Annotated in this window: 21 protein-coding genes; 4 read left to right on the top strand and 17 right to left on the bottom strand. The window is 63.1% G+C overall.

Annotated elements, in window-relative coordinates:
• Nucleotides 1-227: 227 nt before the first annotated feature.
• The 6 genes from AC1RZR_RS22970 to AC1RZR_RS22945 form a co-directional block, all read right to left on the bottom strand.
• Entirely contained in the window at nt 228-1,400 is a 1,173-nt protein-coding gene (locus tag AC1RZR_RS22970) for a tetratricopeptide repeat protein (protein WP_481826074.1), read from the bottom strand.
• Between the two features lie 188 nt (nt 1,401-1,588).
• A complete protein-coding gene (locus AC1RZR_RS22965) occupies nt 1,589-2,242 on the bottom strand; it encodes a glutathione S-transferase family protein (RefSeq protein ID WP_481826073.1) in 654 nt (217 codons plus the stop codon).
• A 45-nt stretch (nt 2,243-2,287) separates the two neighbouring features.
• Nucleotides 2,288-3,160, bottom strand: a complete 873-nt coding sequence (locus tag AC1RZR_RS22960) for an aldose 1-epimerase family protein (RefSeq protein WP_481826072.1) — start codon at nt 3,158-3,160, stop codon at nt 2,288-2,290.
• Between the two features lie 165 nt (nt 3,161-3,325).
• Complete coding sequence (locus tag AC1RZR_RS22955) at nt 3,326-4,042, bottom strand: Bax inhibitor-1/YccA family protein (protein WP_481826071.1); 717 nt, start codon at nt 4,040-4,042, stop codon at nt 3,326-3,328.
• 23 nt (nt 4,043-4,065) lie between these two features.
• Nucleotides 4,066-4,839, bottom strand: a complete 774-nt coding sequence (locus AC1RZR_RS22950; RefSeq protein ID WP_477279812.1) for an anti-sigma factor family protein — start codon at nt 4,837-4,839, stop codon at nt 4,066-4,068.
• Nucleotides 4,836-5,369: a sigma-70 family RNA polymerase sigma factor gene (locus AC1RZR_RS22945; protein ID WP_481829102.1), complete on the bottom strand. Its 534-nt coding sequence runs from the start codon at nt 5,367-5,369 to the stop codon at nt 4,836-4,838. Before AC1RZR_RS22945 ends, AC1RZR_RS22950 begins: the two co-directional genes overlap by 4 nt.
• A gap of 190 nt (nt 5,370-5,559) precedes the next feature.
• Between AC1RZR_RS22945 and AC1RZR_RS22940 the strand changes: the two genes are divergently transcribed.
• On the top strand, nt 5,560-6,744 hold the full coding sequence (locus tag AC1RZR_RS22940; protein ID WP_477279810.1) for an amino acid aminotransferase: 1,185 nt from the start codon (nt 5,560-5,562) through the stop codon (nt 6,742-6,744).
• A gap of 89 nt (nt 6,745-6,833) precedes the next feature.
• Nucleotides 6,834-7,667, top strand: coding sequence for a nucleoside triphosphate pyrophosphohydrolase (mazG, locus tag AC1RZR_RS22935; protein WP_481826070.1), 834 nt, complete (start codon nt 6,834-6,836; stop codon nt 7,665-7,667).
• On the opposite strand, the gene hflX is transcribed toward mazG, so the two are convergent.
• The 8 genes from hflX to dusB form a co-directional block, all read right to left on the bottom strand.
• Complete coding sequence (gene hflX, locus AC1RZR_RS22930) at nt 7,664-9,055, bottom strand: GTPase HflX (protein ID WP_481826069.1); 1,392 nt, start codon at nt 9,053-9,055, stop codon at nt 7,664-7,666. The two genes, mazG and hflX, sit on opposite strands and share 4 nt — an antisense overlap.
• A complete protein-coding gene (hfq, locus tag AC1RZR_RS22925) occupies nt 9,056-9,301 on the bottom strand; it encodes an RNA chaperone Hfq (RefSeq protein WP_006202172.1) in 246 nt (81 codons plus the stop codon).
• A 145-nt stretch (nt 9,302-9,446) separates the two neighbouring features.
• The gene (locus tag AC1RZR_RS22920; RefSeq protein ID WP_481826068.1) at nt 9,447-10,310 is read right to left on the bottom strand and encodes a D-amino-acid transaminase; all 864 of its coding nucleotides are present in this window, start codon (nt 10,308-10,310) and stop codon (nt 9,447-9,449) included.
• Between the two features lie 100 nt (nt 10,311-10,410).
• Nucleotides 10,411-11,772, bottom strand: a complete 1,362-nt coding sequence (gene ntrX / locus AC1RZR_RS22915) for a nitrogen assimilation response regulator NtrX (RefSeq protein ID WP_477279802.1) — start codon at nt 11,770-11,772, stop codon at nt 10,411-10,413.
• Nucleotides 11,762-14,047, bottom strand: a complete 2,286-nt coding sequence (locus tag AC1RZR_RS22910) for a sensor histidine kinase NtrY-like (RefSeq protein ID WP_481829101.1) — start codon at nt 14,045-14,047, stop codon at nt 11,762-11,764. The genes ntrX and AC1RZR_RS22910 overlap by 11 nt, the downstream gene beginning before the upstream one ends.
• A gap of 129 nt (nt 14,048-14,176) precedes the next feature.
• The gene (ntrC, locus tag AC1RZR_RS22905; RefSeq protein ID WP_481826067.1) at nt 14,177-15,637 is read right to left on the bottom strand and encodes a nitrogen regulation protein NR(I); all 1,461 of its coding nucleotides are present in this window, start codon (nt 15,635-15,637) and stop codon (nt 14,177-14,179) included.
• Nucleotides 15,634-16,776, bottom strand: coding sequence for a two-component system sensor histidine kinase NtrB (locus AC1RZR_RS22900; protein WP_477279798.1), 1,143 nt, complete (start codon nt 16,774-16,776; stop codon nt 15,634-15,636). The genes ntrC and AC1RZR_RS22900 overlap by 4 nt, the downstream gene beginning before the upstream one ends.
• Nucleotides 16,773-17,801: a tRNA dihydrouridine synthase DusB gene (gene dusB, locus AC1RZR_RS22895; protein ID WP_481826066.1), complete on the bottom strand. Its 1,029-nt coding sequence runs from the start codon at nt 17,799-17,801 to the stop codon at nt 16,773-16,775. Before dusB ends, AC1RZR_RS22900 begins: the two co-directional genes overlap by 4 nt.
• 243 nt (nt 17,802-18,044) lie before the next feature.
• Between dusB and AC1RZR_RS22890 the strand changes: the two genes are divergently transcribed.
• Both AC1RZR_RS22890 and AC1RZR_RS22885 read left to right on the top strand, forming a co-directional pair.
• Nucleotides 18,045-19,268, top strand: a complete 1,224-nt coding sequence (locus AC1RZR_RS22890) for a bifunctional 2-C-methyl-D-erythritol 4-phosphate cytidylyltransferase/2-C-methyl-D-erythritol 2,4-cyclodiphosphate synthase (protein ID WP_481826065.1) — start codon at nt 18,045-18,047, stop codon at nt 19,266-19,268.
• On the top strand, nt 19,265-19,753 hold the full coding sequence (locus AC1RZR_RS22885; protein ID WP_481826064.1) for a CinA family protein: 489 nt from the start codon (nt 19,265-19,267) through the stop codon (nt 19,751-19,753). The genes AC1RZR_RS22890 and AC1RZR_RS22885 overlap by 4 nt, the downstream gene beginning before the upstream one ends.
• A 60-nt stretch (nt 19,754-19,813) precedes the next feature.
• On the opposite strand, the gene AC1RZR_RS22880 is transcribed toward AC1RZR_RS22885, so the two are convergent.
• From AC1RZR_RS22880 to AC1RZR_RS22870, 3 genes are all read right to left on the bottom strand, one after another.
• Nucleotides 19,814-20,272 (bottom strand): type II toxin-antitoxin system RatA family toxin, encoded by a 459-nt coding sequence (locus tag AC1RZR_RS22880; RefSeq protein ID WP_481826063.1) that lies wholly within the window; start codon nt 20,270-20,272, stop codon nt 19,814-19,816.
• Nucleotides 20,273-20,386: 114 nt separating this feature from the next.
• Nucleotides 20,387-21,352, bottom strand: a complete 966-nt coding sequence (gene lipA, locus AC1RZR_RS22875) for a lipoyl synthase (RefSeq protein ID WP_481829100.1) — start codon at nt 21,350-21,352, stop codon at nt 20,387-20,389.
• A 137-nt stretch (nt 21,353-21,489) separates the two neighbouring features.
• Complete coding sequence (locus AC1RZR_RS22870; protein WP_481826062.1) at nt 21,490-21,747, bottom strand: GlsB/YeaQ/YmgE family stress response membrane protein; 258 nt, start codon at nt 21,745-21,747, stop codon at nt 21,490-21,492.
• Nucleotides 21,748-21,765 lie beyond the last annotated feature (18 nt).

The raw sequence follows: 21,765 nt of genomic DNA, 5'->3' as shown, positions 1-21,765 counted from the left end.
GCCGGGCCTCGGGGCAGACCATAACAGTTCCAACACCTCCGAACAACGTGCCAACGATTGCTCAGCAAACGGCACGGCCCAGACGCAAATCCGGGTCTGGATACGGTAAGCCAGTTCTGCCCCGAAGGAATTCAAAGTGACCCCAGCCCGCGCGGACGTTAACTGCCCGGCTGCGCCGATGGTCAGCGCAGAGAAAGGCGATTGTCTTGTGCATGATGGCTATAGGTTCAAGGCGTCATCTTCGAAGCAACTTCCCAAAGCGCCCAGGCTTTGCGGCGCGGGTCCTCCACCGCCTGCGCAAATTGCAGCGCTTCGGACGGTTTGCCCATTTCCGCAAGCGCGGCGGCGGCGAAGGTGATCAGCGTTTCCTTGTCGTAGTCGTTCGTCGCAGAATCGATGAGGGTTTGCGCAACCGGCAGGTAGCCGGACAAGGTCAGCGCTCGAACCAGGCCATTGGCCATACGGTCGCGGCTGAAGTTGGCAGGGTCGTCGCGCATCGCCTTGTCGATTAGTGCGAAGACTTCCGGCTGGCGGGCGTATTCCGCAACGCTGACGAAGGCAAAGGCCCGGTCGGACGCAGGAAGTGTCTGTGCAAGATCGATTGCCTCTTGCCACTGCCCCGTGGCGGCCAGTGCATAGATCACGTCCAGCACGATGTAGGGGTAGTCGTCGGGCGGCACCTGCGCCAATGAGACTAGGACCGCGTCGGCAGCCGCCTTGTCCTTCGTTTTCGTCGCAATGTAGGCCTTGCGGCGAACGGCGCTGGGATCGGATGAGGTCAGGTAAGGCAGCATCGGTTTGGCGCGCTCGGTCTCACCGCCAAAATAGAGCGTTTCCGCAGCCAGTCCGGCCAACTCCTCCCGCTCGGTCTCCGGCACGTCGCCCAGATGCTTCACCGCTTCCACCGCACGACCGGCGCGCAAATGGCCGAGCACCTGCCAATAGCTAAGCTGGAACGGATCCGGCGGCGGTTGCATGGCCTTCAGCAAGGCCGCGAGTTTGTCCTCGCGGCCCAGTTCAACAAGGACCGGGCCGATGACGAAGGCATATGTCGTCTCCGACGTTTCGAGGCGTGAGAGGGTCGCTTGCAGATCGGCCAGACGGTCGGCGCGGGCAAAAGCGGCGACCAGGTCGGCTGACGCGATCGAGTCCGTCTTCTTCAACTGGGCGGCGAATTCGAGCGCCAGATCGAGTCGCCCGGCGCGAGACGCTGCCTCGACCATGCTACCGTAAGGCAAGTTCTCAGTCGTTAGCGGCGCAGTGCGGATCGCGTCCGCAGCCATGTCGAGCGCGCAGGATTGTGTCGGCTTGGCCTGGCACATGAGCGCGGTCAGGCTTTCCTGGGCTATGCCGGCGTTGGGCGCGGCAAGCAGCAGAGCGGCAAGAACCAAACGACGCATCGAATGCCTCCGGAAAGTGCGCTTTCACCGCATTGGGCTTTGGCCCGACTGGATTGCGCGCGACGGTACACCTAAGCATAGATTCGTTGGTTGGCCATCGGATCGCGGTTTCGTTCTGAATTCAAGGCGGCGACGGCGCTGAAATGATCTGGTCGCTGTATCTGCCAACGCGACCCGGCCCCTGCCCGCTAATTTGTCGTCGTTCTCGGGACCGGCGGCAGTTCAGGCGCATCCAGTCCCCTGAAGGGATCGCGCCAGGCGTCGATGTCTTCCAGCCGGCGATACCAGCGGCCTACAGAGGGATAATCGTCGAGCGGCAGTCTGGCGGCATCGTTGAACGGCAGAAAGGTCGCCATTCGGAAGTCGGCATAGGAAACCGAATTCCCGACCAGCCATTCCCGCTCGAAAAGTTCTGTTTCGAGTATTGCAGCGGCCGTACGGAAAAGTCCCAGCCCCTCTTCCACGCGCTCCTGATCAATCGGGCCGATGCCGTACCGCTGTTTGGTGCCACGTTCGAAATGCACCGTGTCGCAAGCGAATGCGAAGTGCTCCTTGCCCCAACTGAGCCACCGGATCATGTCGGGTTCGTCATCGCCGGTACGCCAGAAAGCAGAATGTGCGTCGCGTGAGAGCCGGCAGGCTATGGCGTCTGCCTCCCAAAGACTTTTTCCCCCGCCTTCTACAAGTATGGGCAGTGAGAGATTGGGATTTAACGGGCGATATTTCTCTGCTTGCCCCGGGGCGAATGGCGAGGCGAATTCAAACTCGACTTTCGCGTCGAGATAGCGCGCCACTGCGACCGCGAGCCGAGGATTGGGATTGCGGCTGAAGTAAAGCTTCATTCCATGTCTGCCCTTGAATGGCGCCAGCGAAATCGACGCGAAAGCCTACTGCAGCCGGATCTGATAGGTCAGCACGCGCTTCGCTGCGGGCGGAATCAGCATCAGGCCGGGCTTGTCGACAAAGTCGCCGTCGAAGTCCGCCGGACTTGCGATGCCGTGCCAGGGCTCGATGCAGAGGAACGGCGCGCCGCCCGGCTTCGACCAGACGCCCAATTCCTGAAATCCCTGCCACGCCATTTCGATCCCCGGACCACGCTCGGCGGCATAACGCACGGTGGTGCCGGCGGGCCGGTCGAGAATGACCGCGTCCTCGTCGAACAGCCGCTCGGAGAGCGCGAGGATGTTGCCTTGGACGGGCGTCGGCTGCGGCGCTTTCAGCAGCAGGCCGTCCTTCAAGCGACGGATCTGAGCAGGTTCGGCGTCAGCAAAGGTCAGTTGGTAATCCGTCTTGGCCAGACCCGGCAGCAACGGCCAATTGAATGCCGGGTGCGCCCCGACCGACGCCGGCAGCGGCTCTTCGCCGGTGTTGGTGATGTCGAAGGTCACGCCAAGCTGCTGGCGGTCCAGCGCGTAGGTCACGGCGAGGCGAAAGGCGAACGGATAGTGCGTGCGAGTGTCGGAGTTGTCGGTGAGAACCAACGTGCACGATCGAGGGTCCCTCGCCGCCCAGGCAAACGGCTTGTCGCGCGCGAAGCCGTGTTGCGTCATCGGGTAGGTCCGGCCCTGATGGCGCAGTTGATCTCCCTTCAGCCGGCCGACGATCGGAAACAGCACCGGCGAATGCCGCCGCCACTCCGGACCGGCTTGCCACAGGAACTCAAATCCTTGTGCATCTTGCAGCGAAACCAGTTCGGCGCCCTGGGCGACGATGGTCGCCGAGATGCCGTCGCCATGAAGCGTTAGGCTGTCTTGTGCCACATGTCCTCGCGCGGCCGGTGTGCAGCGGGCAATGTAGCAAAAGCCCTTGCGGACTCAAGGTGTGGTCGGGCCTTCGGGTCGATTGTTGGCCGGAGGGTCGCCCTCCGGCCATGTCTCTATATCCAGGTCTGGGCGGCAACCCTGGCCTGCCCCTGCCCGGCGCGGTTATTCGCGTTCGCCGGTGAAATTCAGCAGCAGCTGGAAGATGTTGATGAAGTTCAGATAGAGTGAAAAGGCGCCGAAGACGGCGAGCTTCTGGCGCGATTCCGCGTCGAAGTTCTCGGCATACTGCTCCTTGATCGTCTGCGTGTCCCAGGCGGTCAGTCCGATGAAGACGGCAATGCCGATCACCGAGATGGCGAACTGCAGCGCAGTCGAGCCGAGGAAGATGTTGACGATGCTGGCGATCACGACGCCAATCAGGCCCATGATCAGGAACGACGAGAACTGGGTCAGGTCGCGTTTGGTCGTGTAGCCATAGAGGCTGGTCGCGCCAAACATGGTGGCGGCGATGAAGAAGGTGCGCGCGATGCTGGTTCCGGTGAACACCAGGAACACCGACGCCAGCGACAGGCCCATGACCGCGCAGAAGGCCCAGAACATCGCCTGGGCGCTGGCCGCCGACATGGTCTGCATCTTGAACGAGAACAGCATGACGAAGGCGAGCGGCGCCAGCATCACCACCCATTTCAGCGGGCTGGAGAAGATCGGCACGTAGAGCGCCGGTGTCGATGACACCATGAAGGCGACCAGGCCGGTGACCACGAGGCCAACGCCCATGTAGTTGTAGACGCGCAGCATATGCTGGCGCAGGCCCTCGTCATAGACGGCTCCGGTTTGGGCGCCGGCGCCCGCGCGATATCCCAGATTGGGGGTGTTCATTTGAATTCTCCTTTGTGGATCGGTCAGTAAAGCGTTTGGGCGAGCGTCTCGGCGGCGCGGTCGAGGTCGTGCACCTCGCTTCGTCCGACCACCGCATAGGCGACCTCGCCGATCTGGAAATAGGCCGAGGAAATATCGCCCGAAGGCGCGACGGTCGGCTTGACCACGTCGAAGGTTCCCGGCCGGATCGCAAACAGCGAAACCAGCCCCATCTCCTTCGTCTCGACAGCCATCTCGACGCTCGGGCCAAAGCGCGACGGGTAGATCTGCACGTCGCGTACCTTCCAGTCCTTGGGCAGCGACGGCATGACGATAGCGGTCGCGGCGCGGATCTCGCCGGCATTGTAGTTGGGCGCCTCAGGCTGCGACGCCATGGTCTCGCGCACCAGCGTCGTCCTATGGGCTCGCACCGCCTCGTCGACATAGGCGGGCGGCTGCGGCGAGGCGACGACCTTGGTCACAGACATCGGCCCGACGATGCCGTTCGCCAGCCAGCCGACGGCGATGAATGCGGCCACCGCCGCCGCGCGCTGCAACACGCCGAAGATGCGGCCACGGGCAAGCCCCCTCTCCAGCCGCCGCGCGGTGTCAGCGGTCGCCGGCCGTGCCATGCCCTTGGAGCCGGCAAGCGCCACGCGCAGTTCATCGCGGGTCCTCAGATCCGACATCACGCGCGCCGCGGCCTCCGGACGGGTGGACAAAAACGCCTCAACCTCGATGCGGCGGGTGACGTCGAGCTGGTCGTCGACATAGGCGTCGAGGTCGGTATCGGCCACGGGATCGACAGTTCCAGTCATGACGGTCCTCCAACGACCCTGAGGTGGTTTTTCGCCTTTGAGGGCGCCGCGTCCTCCATCTCGCGCAGTGCGGCGCGCGCCCTGCCGATGCGCGACATCAGTGTTCCCAGCGGCACGCTGCAGGCATCGGCCGCCTGTTGGTAGGAAAGCCCCTCAATGGCAACGAGATGCAGCGCCGAACGCTGTTCTTCCGGCAGGCTGAAAAAGGCTTCGCGCACCTGAGCCAGGCGCACCGAATGTTCCTGCGGCGCCGGGGTGCTGCCGTCGGCCAGATATCCGGCCTGTTCGACACGCGCCGCTTCAGACCTGCGGGACCGCATTTTGTCGATGAAGGTGTTGTGGACGATCGACAGCAGCCAGGCGCGCAAATTGCCGCCGGAGCGGAAGGTGCCGCGCCGCTCATAGGCGCGGACCAGCGCGTCATGTACGAGATCCTCGGCATCCGTGCTGTCGCGCGTCAGCGAGCGCGCGTAACGGCGCAGCGACCCGAGCTGTCCTATGATGTCAAAGCGAGGCATCGACCGTTTCATGTTCTGTTTACGGAGCATGTGGGGATTTTAATCCCTGCCCTGCCAATTTTTTCGCTGGGTTCGCTAGGGGACATCGTTTCATGGCTCTCGCCTCGCAGGCAAAACCTAGCGGGCTGAGCAGCCAGGAAAAGCGCTGGCGAAATGCGTTCGATTTGCGTATCACTCCGCCGCGTCAATGGAACCATTGCCAATGTTTGAAGATCTGCAGCCAGCCCCCGCCGACAAGATCCTTGCCCTGATCGGCCTCTATCGCGCCGACCCGCGCCCCGACAAGGTCGACCTCGGCGTCGGCGTCTACAAGGATCGCGACGGCAAGACGCCGGTCATGCGCGCCGTGCGCGAGGCCGAAAAGCGCCTGCTGCAGGGCCAGGACACCAAGACCTATCTCGGCCTTGCCGGCGATGTCGGCTTCAACACGGTGATGGCCAAACTTGCCTTCGGTCCAGGCGCCGACATGACGCGCATTCGCGCGGCACAGGCGCCCGGCGGCTCCGGCGCGCTGCGGCTGGTGGCGGAACTGCTGAAGCGGACACGATCCGACGCGACCATCTGGCTGTCGGACCCGACATGGCCCAACCACATGCCGGTCATGCGCGCTGCCGGTCTGCAGATCCGCGAATACCCCTATTTCGATGCCGCTTCGGGCGCTGTTCGCTTCGACGACATGCTGGCCGCGTTGCGGACGGCGAAGAGCGGTGACGTGGTGCTGCTGCATGGCTGCTGTCACAATCCGACCGGCGCCAATCTGGATAGCGGGCAATGGGCGGCCGTCGCCGATCTGGTCGTCGAGCGCGGCCTGCTGCCGTTTGTCGACATCGCCTATCAGGGCTTTGGCGATGGTCTTGAGGCCGATGCCGTTGGCCTGCGCCTGCTGGCCGCGAAAGTTCCGGAAATGGTCGTCGCCTCGAGCTGCTCGAAGAACTTCGCCGTCTACCGCGACCGCGTCGGCGCGGCGATGATCCTGGCCAGGGACGGCGCCCAGGCGGATGTGGCGATGAGCCAGATGCTGTCGGCGGCGCGCGCCATGTATTCAATGCCGCCGGACCATGGTGCTGCCGCGGTGCGCATCGTGCTGGAAGACGCCAGCTTGCGCGCCGACTGGGAGGCCGAACTCGAAGAGATGCGCCTGCGCATGCTGAGGCTTCGGGTGCAGTTCGCCGAGGCGCTGCGCCGGCAGTCCAATTCCGACCGCTTCGATTTCGTTGCCAGTCATCGCGGCATGTTCTCCAGGCTCGGCCTCACCGAAGCACAGGTCGAGCGGCTGCGCGCCGAGCACGGCATCTACATGGTCGGCGACAGCCGCATCAACGTCGCCGGCCTGCCCGAAAACGGGATGGATGAACTCGCCAAGGCGATCGTCTCCGTGCTAGACTGACGAAGCTGGCACCGCGCACCTGTGGACAATGCCCCCTCGCCGACTGACAGCGTTGGCCGCGCGAGCGGCCGCGCGATAACATCCGCCGCATGACGCCATCGAAAGACATTTCGCGCCTGATCGAGATCATGGCGGCGCTGCGAGCGCCGACGACCGGTTGTCCATGGGACATCGAACAGGACTTCTCGACCATCGCGCCCTATACGATCGAGGAAGCCTACGAGGTGGCCGACGCCATCGCTCGCGGTGACCTCGGCGATCTGCGCGACGAACTCGGCGACCTCCTGCTGCAGGTCGTCTACCACGCGCAAATGGCCGAGGAAGCCGGCGAATTCGCCTTCGGCGATGTGGTTCGGGCGATCACGACCAAGATGATCCGCCGCCATCCGCATGTCTTCGGCGACGAGAAGGCCCGCAGCGCCGGCATGGCCAAGGGCATGTGGGAAAAGATCAAGGCCGAGGAGAAGGCGGAGAAACGAAGCGCCCGCCTCGCCCGCGGTCTCGACCCCGAGGACAATGGCAAGGGGTTTCTCGACAGCGTGCCGGTCGCACTGCCCGCGCTGACGCGGGCGCTGAAACTTCAGGAGAAGGCCGCGCGCGTTGGATTCGACTGGAGCGAGGCAGCACCCATCCTCGACAAGATCGAGGAAGAGATCGGCGAGTTGCGCGAGGCGCTGGCCAAAGGCGAGACGGCGTCGATCAAGGACGAGTTTGGCGACATGCTGTTTGCCGTGGTCAATCTCGGCCGTCACCTCAAGCTCGATTCGGAAGCAGCGCTCAGCGGCACCAACGAGAAGTTCCGCTCACGCTTCCATTATGTCGAGCAGGCCCTGGAAAAATCAGGCAACACACTGGAAAAGGCTGATCTGGCTGAGATGGAAGCGCTCTGGCAGCAAGCAAAAACGCGAAATAAACAACGTTAGACGTTGTTCTTGCGACGCAATCTGCTTTCGATCTCCTCGCGGGCGATTTGCGTGGCCTTGAGCGAGATGGTGGCGCTGCCGTCGTCATTGTCGGTTCGCGAAACGACATCGCCATTGCGGTAAAGCCAGTCGACGAGGCCGAACTGTGCCGGCTCGATCGTCACCGTCAGGTCTTCGAGCTCGCCTGCCATCCGCGTTTCGATGATCGCCTTCAGCGCATCGATACCCTCGCCGGTCACCGCCGACACCGCAACCGGCGGCGCCTTGCTGGCGTCGGCGCCATCGGCAAGCAGCCGGTTCCTGTTGCCTTCGTCGAGCCGGTCGATCTTGTTCCACGCTTCAATCACACGCTTGGCGTCGCCAGCATCGACGCCAAGGTCGGCGAGGATGCGCTCGACGTCCTCGGCCTGCGCGGCCGTGTCGGGGTCGGAAATGTCGCGCAGGTGAATGACGAGATCGGCCTCGACCACCTCTTCAAGGGTGGCGCGGAAAGCGGCGATCAGATGCGTCGGCAGGTCCGAGATGAAACCGACAGTATCCGAAAGGATGATCGGCGTGCCGTGCGGCAGGCGCACGCGGCGCAGCGTCGGATCGAGCGTGGCGAACAGCATGTCCTGCGCCAGGACGTCGGCTCCGGTCAGCCTGTTGAACAGAGTCGACTTGCCGGCATTGGTGTAGCCGACGATCGCCACCACCGGGAACGGCACTTTCTTGCGCTTGGCGCGGTGGAGGTCACGGGTGCGCCGCACCGTTTCCAGTTCGTGCTTCAGTTTGATGATTTTTTCTTGCAGCTGCCGCCGGTCGGACTCGATCTGCGTTTCGCCAGGGCCGCCGAGGAAGCCGGCGCCGCCGCGCTGGCGCTCAAGATGGGTCCAGCTGCGTACGAGGCGGCCCTTCTGGTAGTTGAGATGGGCGAGTTCGACCTGCAGCGTACCCTCCTTGGTGCGCGCGCGCTCGCCAAAGATCTCAAGGATCAGCCCGGTGCGGTCCAGCACCTTGGCGTTCAGCTCCTTTTCGAGATTGCGCTGCTGCACCGGCGTCAACGGATGGTCGACGATGACCACTTCCGCATGACCCTCTTTGACGATCTCGGCGAATTCAGCGACCTTGCCGCTGCCGAGCAACGTCGCCGGGCGCGGATCGTTGACGGTCACCACCGCCGTGTGGATCAGATCAAGATTGATGGCGCGGGCAAGGCCGACCGCTTCGTCGTGACGGGCGTCAGCCGAACGCGTCAGCCGCGGACGGTTGGTATCGTCGTCGCCGCGCGGCTGGCGGGTAAGCACCGGCACAATGACAACCGCCCGGGTCGGACCCTTGGCTTCCGTCCCGGGATGATGCGTTGGTTTTCCGCGAACTGGTGCGTCCGCGTCTTTCTCACGTGCCAATCAGGCGCCCTGGCTTTCCTCGCCATCGAACATCTGAACCGGCTGGCTCGGCATGATCGTGGAAATGGCGTGCTTGTAGACGAGCTGGGAATGACCGTCGCGGCGCAGCAGGACACAGAAATTGTCGAACGAAGTGACCACGCCGGTCAGCTTCACACCGTTGATAAGGAAGATGGTGAGCGGGTTCTTGCTCTTGCGAACTGAATTCAGGAACAGGTCCTGAAGATTTTGCGATCGTTCCGCCATTGTTCTTGTCTTTCGCCGATCCCCTTCGGTTTGCAAGCCAATGCGCCAAATTAACCGGCACATGTCAAGCGCGCAAACACCCTCTTGTCGTCAGTAACGACAAGCAGAACGAGATATATTGATGTTCATTCCACCTGTGCGGTTATCAGGCTGGACTTTTTTCCGCAATGTCAAAAAAGGCCTGCCGCAACGAAAGTGTTATTGAGCCGGGGTGTCCATTGGCGACCGGATCGCCATCGATGGCCACCACCGGCATGGCGATTGTCGTTGCGGAACTGATGAAGGCCTCGCGTGCCGACTTGGCCTCGGCGACGGAAAAGCCGCGCTCCTCGATCTTCAGGCCGAGCTTGGCCGCCACTTCAAACATGGTCGTGCGAGTGATGCCACGCAGGATGCCACGCTCGGCCGGCCTGGTGACCAGAACGCCATCCCTGGTGACGATCCAGGCGTTCGACGAGCCGCCTTCCTTGACGATACCGTCGCCGTCGACGAACCATGCCTCCTGCGCACCGGCTTCCTTGGCCTTCTGCTTGGCCAGCACGTTAGGCAGCAGCCCGACGCTCTTGATGTCGACCCGGTCCCAGCGATTCTCCGGCACGGTAATGACCGCAATGCCGGTTTCGGCTCGCTTTGCTCCCGCGGCAGGATCGGCTTTCCTGGCGGTCACCACCAGGGACGGCTTGGTATCCGGCGATGGGAAGACAAAGTCGCGGCTGGCAACGCCGCGCGTGACCTGGACATAGACCAGGCCGTTGGCGACGTGGTTGCGGTTGACAACTTCGCGCAGGATGAGTGGCAACACGCCGCGGGTGACCGGCCAGGCGATCGACAATTCGGTCAGCGAGCGGTTCAGCCGTGCGAGATGGCGCGGCATGTCGACGATGAAGCCACGCGCCACCTCGCAGACCTCATAGACACCATCGGCGAACTGATAGCCGCGATCCTCGATATGCACGGAAGCGTCAGCGTGAGCGACGTAGCGCCCGTTGACATAGGCAATGCGCGGCATTGGCAACCCCTGGATAACTCTCGGGCTTTCTTATGCGATTCCGCCGTTGCCGTAACCGGCAAATGCTTGGCCCAGCGCGGCTGAACGAACGCCGCGCCGGTCAGACGCCCAGCGACTTCAGCTTGCGATGCAGAGCGGAGCGCTCCATGCCGATGAACTCGGCGGTCTTCGAGATGTTGCCGCCAAAGCGGTTGATCTGGGCGATCAGATAGTCCTTCTCGAACTGTTCACGCGCCTCGCGCAGCGGCAGCGCCATGATGTGCTGGTCGGATTGATTCGGCGTGCGCGGCATCACATCGCCGATCTCGGCGGGCAACAGATCCGCAGTGATCGGCGCATCGACATCGTCGCCGCGCGCCAGGATCATCAGACGCTCGACATTGTTACGCAGTTGGCGGACGTTGCCCGGCCAGTTGTGCGCCTGCAGCACGGCCAGCGCGTCATCGCCGATGCGACGCGGCTTGATACCGGCCTGGCGGGCGATCTGCTTCATGAAATTGTCGACGAGGTAGGGAATATCCTCGCGCCGTTCGGCCAGTCCCGGCACCGTGACCGGAACCACTGCCAGGCGATGATAGAGATCTTCACGGAACCGCCCATCGGCAATCATCGCCTCCAGATTCTGCGAGGTCGAGGAAATGATGCGGACGTCGACCTTGACCCGCTTGGTGCCCCCTACCCGCTCGAACTGCTGCTCGACCAGCACGCGTAGGATCTTGTTCTGCGTCTCGCGCGGCATGTCGGCCACTTCGTCGATGTAGAGGATGCCGCGATGGGCCTCCTCAAGCGCGCCGACCTTGCGCTCGACGCCGTTCGATTCGGTGCCGAACAGCTCGATCTCCATGCGCTCGGGCGTGATGTTGGCGGCGCTCAGCGTCACGAACGGTGCGCCCTTGCGCGCCGACAGCGTGTGGATCGCGCGCGCGGCCAGTTCCTTGCCCGACCCGGAAGGGCCGATGATCATGACGCGGCTGTTGGTCGGTGCGACGCGCTCGATGGTCTGGCGCAACTGGCTCATCGCCGACGACATGCCGATCAGATCGAAGGTTTCGCCGCTGCGCAGCTTGAGGTCCGAAACCTCGCGCCGCAATTTCGAGGTCTCGAGCGCACGTTCGGCAATGAGGATCAGCCTGTCGGCCTTGAACGGCTTTTCGATGAAATCATAGGCGCCGCGACGGATGGCGGAGACCGCCGTTTCGATGTTGCCGTGACCCGAGATCATCACCACCGGCAAGGTCGGGTGCATCGTCTTGATCTCGTCAAGCAGCTGCAGCCCGTCCAGACGCGAGCCCTGCAGCCAGATGTCGAGAAAAATCAGCCGCGGCGCCCGGTCGGCGATCGCCGCCAGAGCGCTGTCGGCATCGAATGCCGTACGGGTTTCGTGACCTTCGTCGCTCAGGATGCCCGCGACGAGTTCACGGATGTCTTCCTCGTCATCGACGATGAGAATATCAGACGCCATTACCGACCTTTTCAGTTTCTCGTTCGTTTTCAGCCCTGCTTTCGCCGCGCGGAGACGCGGCGGCCGCCGGCGGCAGGATGATGCTGATCATCGCGCCGCGCCCATCGTGGAAATCCGCAGGGGCATCGTGAAGTTCCAGCCTGCCACCATGGTCCTCCACGATCTTCTTGACGATAGCGAGACCGAGCCCGGTGCCCTTCTCGCGTGTGGTCATATAGGGCTCGAGCAGCCGTTGGCGATTCTCGCGCGGCAGGCCTTTGCCATTGTCGATGACGTCGATGCGAATCGCGCCATTCTGGCGCCCCGCTTGAATCCGGATTATGCCGTGCGAACCGTCCTTCTGTTCCAGCCCGTCAATCGCTTCGGCGGCATTCTTGATCACATTGCCGAAAGCCTGTGCCATAAGCCGGCTGTCGAACGTGCCCTTGAGCGGTTCGTTGCCGAATATCCGCTCGAAGGTGATGTCGGCGCGGCTGACTTCGACCAGGAACGAGGCCTCGCGCAGCGATTCGCGCAGGTCGATGGCCTTCATCTCGGGCTTCGGCATGCGCGCGAAAGCCGAGAATTCGTCGACCATGCGGCCGATATCCTCCACTTGCCGGATGATGGTGTCGGTGCACTGATCGAAAATCTCGCGGTCCTCGGTGATGACCTTGCCGTAGCGGCGCTTGATGCGCTCGGCGGACAGCTGGATCGGCGTCAGCGGGTTCTTGATCTCGTGCGCGATACGCCGCGCCACGTCTGCCCAGGCGGAGGAGCGCTGCGCCTGAACCAGATCGGTGATGTCGTCGACCGTCACGACATAGGATTTTTCCTCCGAGCCGTCGTCGCCGGCCTCGATGGTGATCTGCACGTTGAAGGTCCGCTCGGCACCGGCGCGATAGAAAGTCACCTGCTCGCGATAGACGGGTTTCCCGGACTTGCGGCCGATCTCGAAGACGCGGCCGACATGCGGCAGCACGGCGGAGAGGTTCTGTCCAAGTGCCGCGTTGGCGGATATGGCCAGCATCGCCTCGGCCGAGCGGTTGACGATGGTGACGATGCCGTAGGGATCAACGCCGATAACACCGGCGGTGACGCCGGCAAGCACGGCTTCCGAGAAGCGACGCCGTTCGTCGATCAAATCCTTGGCGGACAGGATCTCGTTGCGCTGTGATTTCAGTTCGAGCAGCATCTTGTTGAAGGTGTCGCCGAGCGAAGCAACGTCGCCGTCCGAGGGCCGGACGGGAACCGCGACGTCGAGATTACCGGTCGCCACCTCGTCGGCGGCACCGATCAACTGCCGGATCGGCCGCACCAGGCGGTCGGCGACGGCGATGCCAGTCCATATCGCGGACAGGATGATGATCAGCGTCAGCGACAGATAGGGCAACGCGAAGGCCACCTGCGAGGTGCGCCTGTTGTCTTCCAGCCCGCGATATTCGTCGGTGTTGGATCTGACGATCTGCCGCGCCTTGATCACTTCGGGATCAACCAGGCGAATGGTGTAGAGATAAAGGCCTTCGATCTCGCGCAGCTTGACGATGGCACCCATGATGTTGCGCGTCTTCGGTTCGATCAGCACCGGCTTGCCGTCGACAGCGCTGGCCACGGCGCCTTCCGGCGGCTCGGGCATGGCGAAATCCGTGTCGGTCTTGGCGCTCATGACAAAAGAGCCGTCCGGCTTGATCAGTGCCGCGTGGGCCAGCGACCGGCCCACGGCTTCCTTATTCATCAGGTCGAGAAAGCCAGTCCGATCAAGGCCATAGAGCGTCCTTGACGCGTCGAGATCATAGGCCATCGACAGCGTCGTGCCCTGGAGGTTGCGGGCGTTTTCCTGGACATAGGCATCGGCGATCGACAGCGACGAATTGACGATCGTCTTGGTGCGGATCTCGAACCAGCGGTCGAGGCCGATGTCGAGCGTGATCGACGCGATGATCGCCACCATGATGGCGGGAATTGCCGCAACCAGGGCAAACATGGCGACGATGCGCACATGCAGCCGCGAGGCCGCCTTGCCGTGCCGGCGGGCCATCAGGATGCGGTGCACTTCGCGTCCGACCAGCGCGATGAGGAACAGGACGAAAGCGGCGTTGAGGGCAATCAGCGCCAGCGTTGTCGACTCGTTTGGCGTGATCGGCGTCGCGCCGACGAGGATGGTGAACGAGATCGCCGCCGTCACCAGCGCGCCGACAACCGCGACCACACCGGGCAGCGCCAGCAGCCGGCGCCCGTCGCGTGCGCCGGGTTCGCTGAAAAGCGGTTGGTTGAGTGTTGGTGCCTGCGGAGCCATGTCGCCGTCTAGAGCCATGATTGCGTCGGATGTATGCAACGCATTGTGGCGATTATGCAACAAGTGTGACCGAGACGGAAATCTTTCGCGAGCCCGTCCCCCGAAAAGCGCTTCAGGCTCAGATCGGGCTCAGCCCTGTCGTGATGATTTGTAGACGTTGACGCCGAGTTCGCGAATCTTCTTGCGCAGTGTGTTGCGGTTCAGGCCCAGCAATTCCGCGGCCTTGATCTGGTTGCCGCGGGTTGCCGTCATCGAGGCCAGGACCAGCGGATATTCGACCTCGGACAGAATGCGCTGGTACAGCCCCGCTGGCGGCAATTCCCCGGCAAACGACGTGAAATAGCGCTGCAGGAAATGCTCGACCGCCTGGCCTATCGACAGGTCGTCGGGAATGAGATTGCCACCGCCCGGCACCACCGGGCGCTCGCCTGTCTTGAGCTCGGCCTCGATGATCTCGGCCGAAATCTCGTCCTGAGAATAGAGCGCGGCGAGCCTGCGAACGAGGTTTTCCAGTTCACGCACGTTGCCCGGCCACGGGTAGCGCTTCATCAATTCGATGCCGCCCGAGGAGATGCGCTTGGTCTGCAGACCTTCCATCTCGCCGAGCTTGAAGAAGTGCCGGACGAGGTCGGGCACGTCCTCGGAGCGCTCGCGCAGCGCCGGCAGCCTGAGCGGCACGACGTTGAGGCGATAGAAAAGATCCTCGCGGAAAAGCCCCTGGTTGATCAGCGTGCGCAGATCCTTGTTGGTGGCGGCGACGATGCGCACGTCGGTCTTGATCGGCGTGCGTCCGCCAACCGTCGTGTACTCGCCCTGCTGCAGGACGCGCAGCAGGCGCGTCTGCGCCTCCATCGGCATGTCGCCGATCTCGTCGAGGAACAGCGTGCCGCCCTCGGCCTGCTCGAAGCGACCGGTGGAGCGGTTCTGCGCGCCGGTGAAGGCGCCCTTTTCGTGGCCGAACAGTTCCGATTCGATCAGATCGCGTGGGATCGCCGCCATGTTGATGGCTACGAACGGGCCGCCACGGCGGCGGCCATATTCATGCAGCGCGCACGCCACCAGTTCCTTGCCGGTGCCGGATTCACCTGAGATCATCACCGTCAGGTCGGTCTGCATCATGCGCGCCAGCATGCGGTAGATGTCCTGCATGGCCGCCGAGCGACCGACCAGCGGCATCGCGTCAGGTTGTTCTTCCGGCCGCGCATCGATCTTCGGCCGCCGCGGTTCGGAAAGCGCCCGGTTGACGATGTTGAGTAGTTCGGTCAGGTCGAATGGCTTCGGCAGATATTCATAGGCGCCGGTCTCGGATGCGCGGATCGCCGTCATGAACGTGTTCTGGGCGCTCATGACGATGACGGGCAGTTCCGGGCGCGCCTTCTTGATACGCGGCAGCATGTCGAAGGCGTTCTCGTCCGGCATCACCACATCGGTGATGACCAGATCGCCCTCACCCGCAGCCACCCAGCGCCACAGAGTCGAAGCGTTGGAGGTGACGCGCACCTCGTGGCCGACACGCGAAAGCGCCTGGTTGAGGACGGTGCGGATCGCCGCATCGTCGTCGGCGACGAGAATATTGCCGCGAACGGTCATTTGCGCTCTCCTTCACCGTCTTCATCGGCGCCGTATGGCGCTTCTTTCCAGGCCGGCATCAGGATGCGGAAGGTGGTCCCGCGCGGCGTCGATTCGCATTCGATGATGCCGCCATGCTCGCCGACGATCTTGGCGACCAGCGCCAGACCCAGTCCCGAGCCGTTCGGCTTGGTGGTGATGAAAGGATCGAACAGGATCGGCAAGATGTCTTCCGAGACGCCGGAGCCATTGTCGCGCACGCAGAATTCCAGCGGCAGCGATACGCGATCCTGCGTCCCCGGAACGGAAACGCGGATGCCCGGCCGGAAGGCCGTCGACAGCACGATCTCACCCTGCGGATCGCTGCCGATCGCCTCGGCGGCGTTCTTGACCAGGTTGAGGAATACCTGGATGAGCTGGTCACGGTTGGCGAACACCGGAGGCAATGAAGGATCATAATCCTCCATAATCTTGATTCTCTTAGCAAAACCGTTCTTGGCAATCGCCTTCACATGGTCGAGAACGACATGGATGTTGACGGGGTACCGATCGATCGGCCGCTCGTCGGAAAACACCTCCATACGGTCGACCAGCGACACGATGCGGTCGGTCTCGTCGGTGATCAGCCGCGTCAGTGCGCGGTCCTCGTCGGAGGCCGACAGTTCGAGCAGCTGGGCAGCACCCCGGATACCGGAGAGCGGGTTCTTGATCTCATGGGCAAGCATCGCCGCCAGACCGGTCACCGAGCGCGCGGCGCCGCGGTGCGTCATCTGCCGGTCGATCTTGTCGGCCATCGACCGCTCCTGGAACATCACCACGACAGAGCCCGGAAATTCCGACACCGGCGCGACATATAGATCGACGACCTTCTCGATGCCGAGGCGCGGCGACGACACGTCGACTCGATACTCGTTGACCGGAGCGCGACGCTCGCGCACCTGATCGACGAGCGTCAGCAGCGGGCTGCCGAAGGGGATCAGCTTGGACAGCGTGTTGCGCGCCAGCATTGTCGCGCTCGAGCGAAAAAAATCCTCGGCATCGGCGTTAGCGAAGGTGATGAACCCTTGCTCGCTGATCATGATCACCGGGCGGCGGATCGTGTTGAGCACGATCTGCGCGGCATTCGCCGTTTCAGCACCCTGGCCAGCGACGGCGTTCATGCGGCGCTCCGCTGATTCAATGGTTGCGGATCGCGCGAAAACACATCGCGCAGCAAGGCAATGACGCGCGCCGGCTCGAATGCGGTCAGCATGGCCTTTCGGCTGTCGCCAGCGACGGCGCCGGCATGACGGTCGAGATACCAGCCAAGATGCTTGCGCGCCTGGCGCAGGCCGCTTTCGACGCCATAGAGCGCCAGCATGTCCTCATAGTGGGCCACGACATAGTCAACCAGTGCCGCCGGGTCCTGCGGAACGTTTGACGCCGCCTTGCCTGTCGCAGCCGTCGCAATGCTGCCGGCGATCCACGGCGCGCCATAGTGGGCGCGGCCGACCATCAAGGCATCGGCGCCGGATTGATCGAGAATGGCAGCTGCTTCCGTTGGCGAAGAAACATCGCCATTGGCGACGACCGGGATGGACACGGCTTCCTTGACCCGGGCGATGGCGCGCCAGTCGGCCTTGCCGTGATAGAACTGGCAGCGCGTGCGACCGTGCACGGTCACCATCTTGACGCCGGCCTGCTCGGCGCGGCGCGCCAGCATCGGGGCGTTGAGCGCGCCTTCGTCCCAGCCGAGCCGCATCTTGACCGTGACCGGCACGTCGACAGCGCCGACCACGGCGTCGATCAGCGTCAGCGCATGGTCGAGATCCAGCATCAGCGCCGAGCCGGCATAGCCACCGGTAACCTTCTTGGCCGGGCAGCCCATGTTGATGTCGATGATGTCGGCGCCCTCGCCGGCGGCGATTCGCGCGCCTTCCGCCATGTGCTCCACCTCGCGGCCGGCAAGCTGGACCATGTGAACGGGCAGGCCGGAATGACGGATGCGCAGGTCGCAACCGGCCCTGCCCTTGGCAAGCTCGCCGCTGGCCACCATTTCGGACACGACAAGGCCCGCGCCATGCGCGTGGGCACGCTGCCGGAACGGCTCGTCGGTAATCCCCGACATCGGCGCGAGAAACACGCGATTGCGGATTTGCACGCCGCCGACGTCGAGCGGCGCGGCCAATTTGGTCAAATCAGGCATGCACAAAAACCAAGCATGTTCATTCGCTGCACATTCTCTAGCCAGAACCGCCGCAAAGTGCAACGCGGAATGACGCCACATTAAGGCGCAATTGGGAAAATGCCGGGCCATCGGCTTTGGCCGCGACCGAAACGCCGCGCGTCCCTCAGGACGCGCGAAGGACGCTTTGGACGTTCATATTTGGCGCACGATCTTTTCCAAAACCGATTACACTTTTCGGGATCGTGCGCTAAGCCAATCGGCATGACCGACGCAAGTGAAAACTCGAGTGCGGATGACAAGGTCGCGGTGGTTATCGTCGCCGCCGGCCGTGGCGCGCGCGCCGGGCAGGCCAATGGGCCCAAGCAGTATCAAAGCATAGGCGGCCACGCTGTCATCGCCCACACGCTGGAGATTTTTCTGGCCCACCCACGGACCAGCGCGGTTGTTGTCGCCATCCATGCGGACGACCACGAACTGTTCCGGCAGGCGGCAGGCGCCAACGCCGAACGGGTCATCGCCATCATGGGCGGGGCGACCAGGCAGGCTTCGGTGCGGCTCGGACTGCTTGCACTGAGAGGCCACGCACCGGGACGGGTTCTGATCCATGATGCGGTCCGTCCGTTCGTCGACGCGGATTTGATCGACCGCACCATCGCGGCCATCGGCGAGCGCGAAGGAGCGTTGCCCGCCCTGCCCGTCGCCGACACGCTGAAGCGCGAGTCGGCCGCTGGCGTGGTCGGAGAAACCGTTTCCCGCAATGGACTTCATGCCGCCCAGACACCACAGGGCTTTCCGTTCTGGCCGATCCTTGCCGCGCACGAGAAAGCCCATCACCTGGGAAAAATGGACTTCACCGACGACGCCGCGATCGCTGAATGGGCGCATATTCCGGTAAAAATCGTTCCGGGCTCACCGGACAATGTCAAACTTACCTGGGCACGGGATATTGCGATGGCGGACCAGAGGCTTACCGGCGAACGTGCACGCTTTCCCGACATCAGAACCGGCAACGGCTACGACGTCCATGCCTTCGAACCCGGCGATCATGTCACCCTGTGCGGGGTCGCCATTCCGCACGACAAGAAACTGTCAGGCCATTCCGACGCCGATGTCGGCCTGCACGCCTTGACCGATGCACTGCTGGCGACCTGTGGCGCCGGCGACATCGGCACGCATTTCCCGCCGTCCGATCCGCAGTGGAAAGGGGCTGCGTCGCGTATCTTCGTAGAACATGCGGCAAAGCTGGTACGCGAGCGCGGTGGCCGCATTGCCAATGCCGATATCACGCTGATCTGCGAGGCGCCGCGCGTCGGCCCGCATCGTGAGGCGATGACGGCAGCCCTTTCGCAGATGCTGGCAATTTCCCCGGACCGCATCTCGATCAAGGCGACAACCAACGAAAAGCTCGGCTTTGTCGGTCGCCAGGAAGGCATAGCGGCGATCGCCACCGCCAGCGTGGTGTTTCCAGGCGAGGTGCCGGAATGACCAACAACGATCGGGCAAATGCGCTGCTGCAAGCCTGCCAGGAGCGCGGCATCAAGCTGGCGACGGCCGAAAGCTGCACCGGCGGCATGATCATCGCCGCTCTGACCGACATCGCCGGCTCCTCCACCGTCGTCGATCGCGGCTTCGTCACCTACTCAAACGAGGCCAAGATGGACATGCTCGGTGTGTCCGCCGCCACGCTTGATACGCATGGCGCGGTTTCCCGCGAGACGGCGATCGAGATGGCAAAAGGTGCGCTTGTCCGTTCGCGCGCCGGACTGACCCTGGCGGTCACCGGCATCGCCGGTCCCGGCGGCGGCTCAATGGAAAAGCCTGTCGGCCTGGTCTGGTTCGGCGTCGGCATTGACGGCGAGACCGTGACCGCCGAACACAGGCTGTTTGCCGACGAGGGTCGCGATTTCATCCGCCGTGAAACGGTCGGGCATGCGCTGGAACTGGGTTTGCGCGCACTCGCCGCGCTTTAAGTCATTGTATTGATGGATGTCGTTGGTCCCAAACCCCTGCGCACGTTTGGGCGACATGCGTCAGGCCGACGGCGCTGCACCATAGATGACGTCGGCACGCTTCTCGAAAGCCTCGGCGAACATGCGGAAGGCGCGATCGAACATGGTTCCCATCACCGCGCCCAGAATGCGGTTCTTGAACTCATAGTCGATGAAAAAGCGGACGGCGCAGCCGCCGCCGTCGGGTTCGAAGCGCCAGACATTGCTCAGATATTTGAACGGGCCATCGATGTACTTCACGTCGATGGTGTTCTCGTCGGGTTTCAGCAGCACCTGCGTGGTGAAGGTTTCGCGGATCGCCTTGTAGCCGATGCTCATGTCGGCGAGGAGAACAGTGCGTCCGTCGCGCTCCTTGCGCGAGCGAACCGCCAGCGCTTCGCAGAGCGGCAGGAATTGCGGATAGGCCTCGATGTCGGCAACCAGCGCGAACATCTGTTGGGGCGTGTGGGCAACCCGGCGAGTGGCTTCGAATTTCGGCATGAAACCGGCTCTAAAGCGCGTCGCGTCGAAACAGGTTCATGCGACACGCTTTAGATTCTTTGTTTTTATGCATGTCGTTCTCCCAAAACCGAGGTCACTTTTGGGCGACATGCATCAGAGCGTTTTCTTGAGAAGCGCTTCCCGTGCCGCGCGCAGCCGGGCGAAATCGTCGCCGGCGTGATGCGACGAGCGCGTCAGCGGGCTCGACGCCACCAGCAGAAACCCCTTGGTCCGGCCGATCGTCTCGAAGGACTTGAACTCCTCCGGCGTGACGAAGCGGATCACCGGATGGTGCTTCTTCGACGGCTGCAGATACTGGCCGATGGTCATGAAGTCGACATTGGCCGACCGCAGATCATCCATCAATTGCAAGATTTCATTTCGCTCTTCGCCGAGACCCACCATGATGCCGGACTTGGTGAAGATCGAAGGGTCGAGCTCCTTGACCCGCTGCAACAGCCTGATCGAGTGGAAATAGCGGGCGCCCGGCCGAACCGTCAGATAGTTCGACGGCACGGTTTCCAGATTGTGGTTGAAGACGTCGGGCTTGGCCGCCACGACGATCTCCAGCGCGCCTTCCTTGCGCAGGAAATCCGGCGTCAGGATTTCGATCGTCGTCAACGGCGTCGCCGCCCTGATGGCGCGGATGACCTCGGCAAAATGCTGCGCACCGCCATCGGCGAGATCGTCGCGGTCGACCGAGGTGATGACGACATGGGTCAGGCCCATCTGCTTGACCGCGTGCGCGACGCGGGCCGGCTCATCGGGATCGAGTGCGGTCGGAATGCCGGTGGCGACATTGCAGAACGCGCAGGCGCGCGTGCAGATCTCGCCCATGATCATGAAGGTGGCGTGCTTCTTCTCCCAGCACTCGCCGATGTTGGGGCAACCGGCCTCTTCGCAGACCGTCACCAGCTTGTGCGATTTCACGATTTCGCGGGTCTCGGCATAGCCCTTGGAGACCGGCGCCTTGACGCGGATCCAGTCGGGCTTGCGCAGCACTTCCTGATCGGGCTTGTGCGCCTTTTCCGGGTGCCGCAAGCGCGGTGCGTTGGCGATCGTGTCGAGGACGGTGACCATCTGAACCCTGGCTTGTTTTCGCGACCACCCGTCGGCGATCGTCATCTCAACGTCATCTAGGACTTTTCAGCTCAAAGAAAAAGGCTGCGGCGGCGCATGCCGCTGCAACCGTTTTCGCATAGCGGGATCGATATCGACTAGCGGCGCACCAGGCGCCCTGCCCAGATCAGCAGGCAGGCGCCGATAAAGCCGGTGATCAGATAGGCAGTCCAGCCGACGCCAAACGGGCCGAAATTGAGCGCCCGCAGAATGGCGTTGAGGACCACGGCCCCCACGATCCCCAGGATTATATTCATGAAGATCCCGGTGTTGCTCTTCATAACCATCTCGGCAAACCAACCCGCCAGACCGCCGATGATGATGGCTGCGATCCAGCCCACGCCATTCACGTCCATATGCCCTCTCCTTGCACG

It is taken from the genome of Mesorhizobium bavaricum (assembly GCF_056781655.1).
This window is presented reverse-complemented; position numbering and strand designations above follow the sequence as displayed.

What these genes read in the sequence shown, in the direction of transcription:
- dusB (WP_481826066.1), bottom strand. Translation starts at nt 17,801, where the DNA reads ATGCCTGATTTGACCAAATTGGCCGCGCCGCTCGACGTCGGCGGCGTG.
- AC1RZR_RS22970 (WP_481826074.1), bottom strand. Translation starts at nt 1,400, where the DNA reads ATGCGTCGTTTGGTTCTTGCCGCTCTGCTGCTTGCCGCGCCCAACGCC.
- hfq (WP_006202172.1), bottom strand. Translation starts at nt 9,301, where the DNA reads ATGGCGGAACGATCGCAAAATCTTCAGGACCTGTTCCTGAATTCAGTT.
- lipA (WP_481829100.1), bottom strand. Translation starts at nt 21,352, where the DNA reads ATGGTCACCGTCCTCGACACGATCGCCAACGCACCGCGCTTGCGGCAC.
- AC1RZR_RS22870 (WP_481826062.1), bottom strand. Translation starts at nt 21,747, where the DNA reads ATGGACGTGAATGGCGTGGGCTGGATCGCAGCCATCATCATCGGCGGT.
- AC1RZR_RS22950 (WP_477279812.1), bottom strand. Translation starts at nt 4,839, where the DNA reads ATGACTGGAACTGTCGATCCCGTGGCCGATACCGACCTCGACGCCTAT.
- mazG (WP_481826070.1), top strand. Translation starts at nt 6,834, where the DNA reads ATGACGCCATCGAAAGACATTTCGCGCCTGATCGAGATCATGGCGGCG.
- ntrX (WP_477279802.1), bottom strand. Translation starts at nt 11,772, where the DNA reads ATGGCGTCTGATATTCTCATCGTCGATGACGAGGAAGACATCCGTGAA.
- AC1RZR_RS22900 (WP_477279798.1), bottom strand. Translation starts at nt 16,776, where the DNA reads ATGAACGCCGTCGCTGGCCAGGGTGCTGAAACGGCGAATGCCGCGCAG.
- AC1RZR_RS22910 (WP_481829101.1), bottom strand. Translation starts at nt 14,047, where the DNA reads ATGGCTCCGCAGGCACCAACACTCAACCAACCGCTTTTCAGCGAACCC.
- AC1RZR_RS22955 (WP_481826071.1), bottom strand. Translation starts at nt 4,042, where the DNA reads ATGAACACCCCCAATCTGGGATATCGCGCGGGCGCCGGCGCCCAAACC.
- AC1RZR_RS22920 (WP_481826068.1), bottom strand. Translation starts at nt 10,310, where the DNA reads ATGCCGCGCATTGCCTATGTCAACGGGCGCTACGTCGCTCACGCTGAC.
- AC1RZR_RS22945 (WP_481829102.1), bottom strand. Translation starts at nt 5,369, where the DNA reads ATGAAACGGTCGATGCCTCGCTTTGACATCATAGGACAGCTCGGGTCG.
- AC1RZR_RS22880 (WP_481826063.1), bottom strand. Translation starts at nt 20,272, where the DNA reads ATGCCGAAATTCGAAGCCACTCGCCGGGTTGCCCACACGCCCCAACAG.
- AC1RZR_RS22885 (WP_481826064.1), top strand. Translation starts at nt 19,265, where the DNA reads ATGACCAACAACGATCGGGCAAATGCGCTGCTGCAAGCCTGCCAGGAG.
- AC1RZR_RS22965 (WP_481826073.1), bottom strand. Translation starts at nt 2,242, where the DNA reads ATGAAGCTTTACTTCAGCCGCAATCCCAATCCTCGGCTCGCGGTCGCA.
- ntrC (WP_481826067.1), bottom strand. Translation starts at nt 15,637, where the DNA reads ATGACCGTTCGCGGCAATATTCTCGTCGCCGACGACGATGCGGCGATC.
- AC1RZR_RS22940 (WP_477279810.1), top strand. Translation starts at nt 5,560, where the DNA reads ATGTTTGAAGATCTGCAGCCAGCCCCCGCCGACAAGATCCTTGCCCTG.
- AC1RZR_RS22890 (WP_481826065.1), top strand. Translation starts at nt 18,045, where the DNA reads ATGACCGACGCAAGTGAAAACTCGAGTGCGGATGACAAGGTCGCGGTG.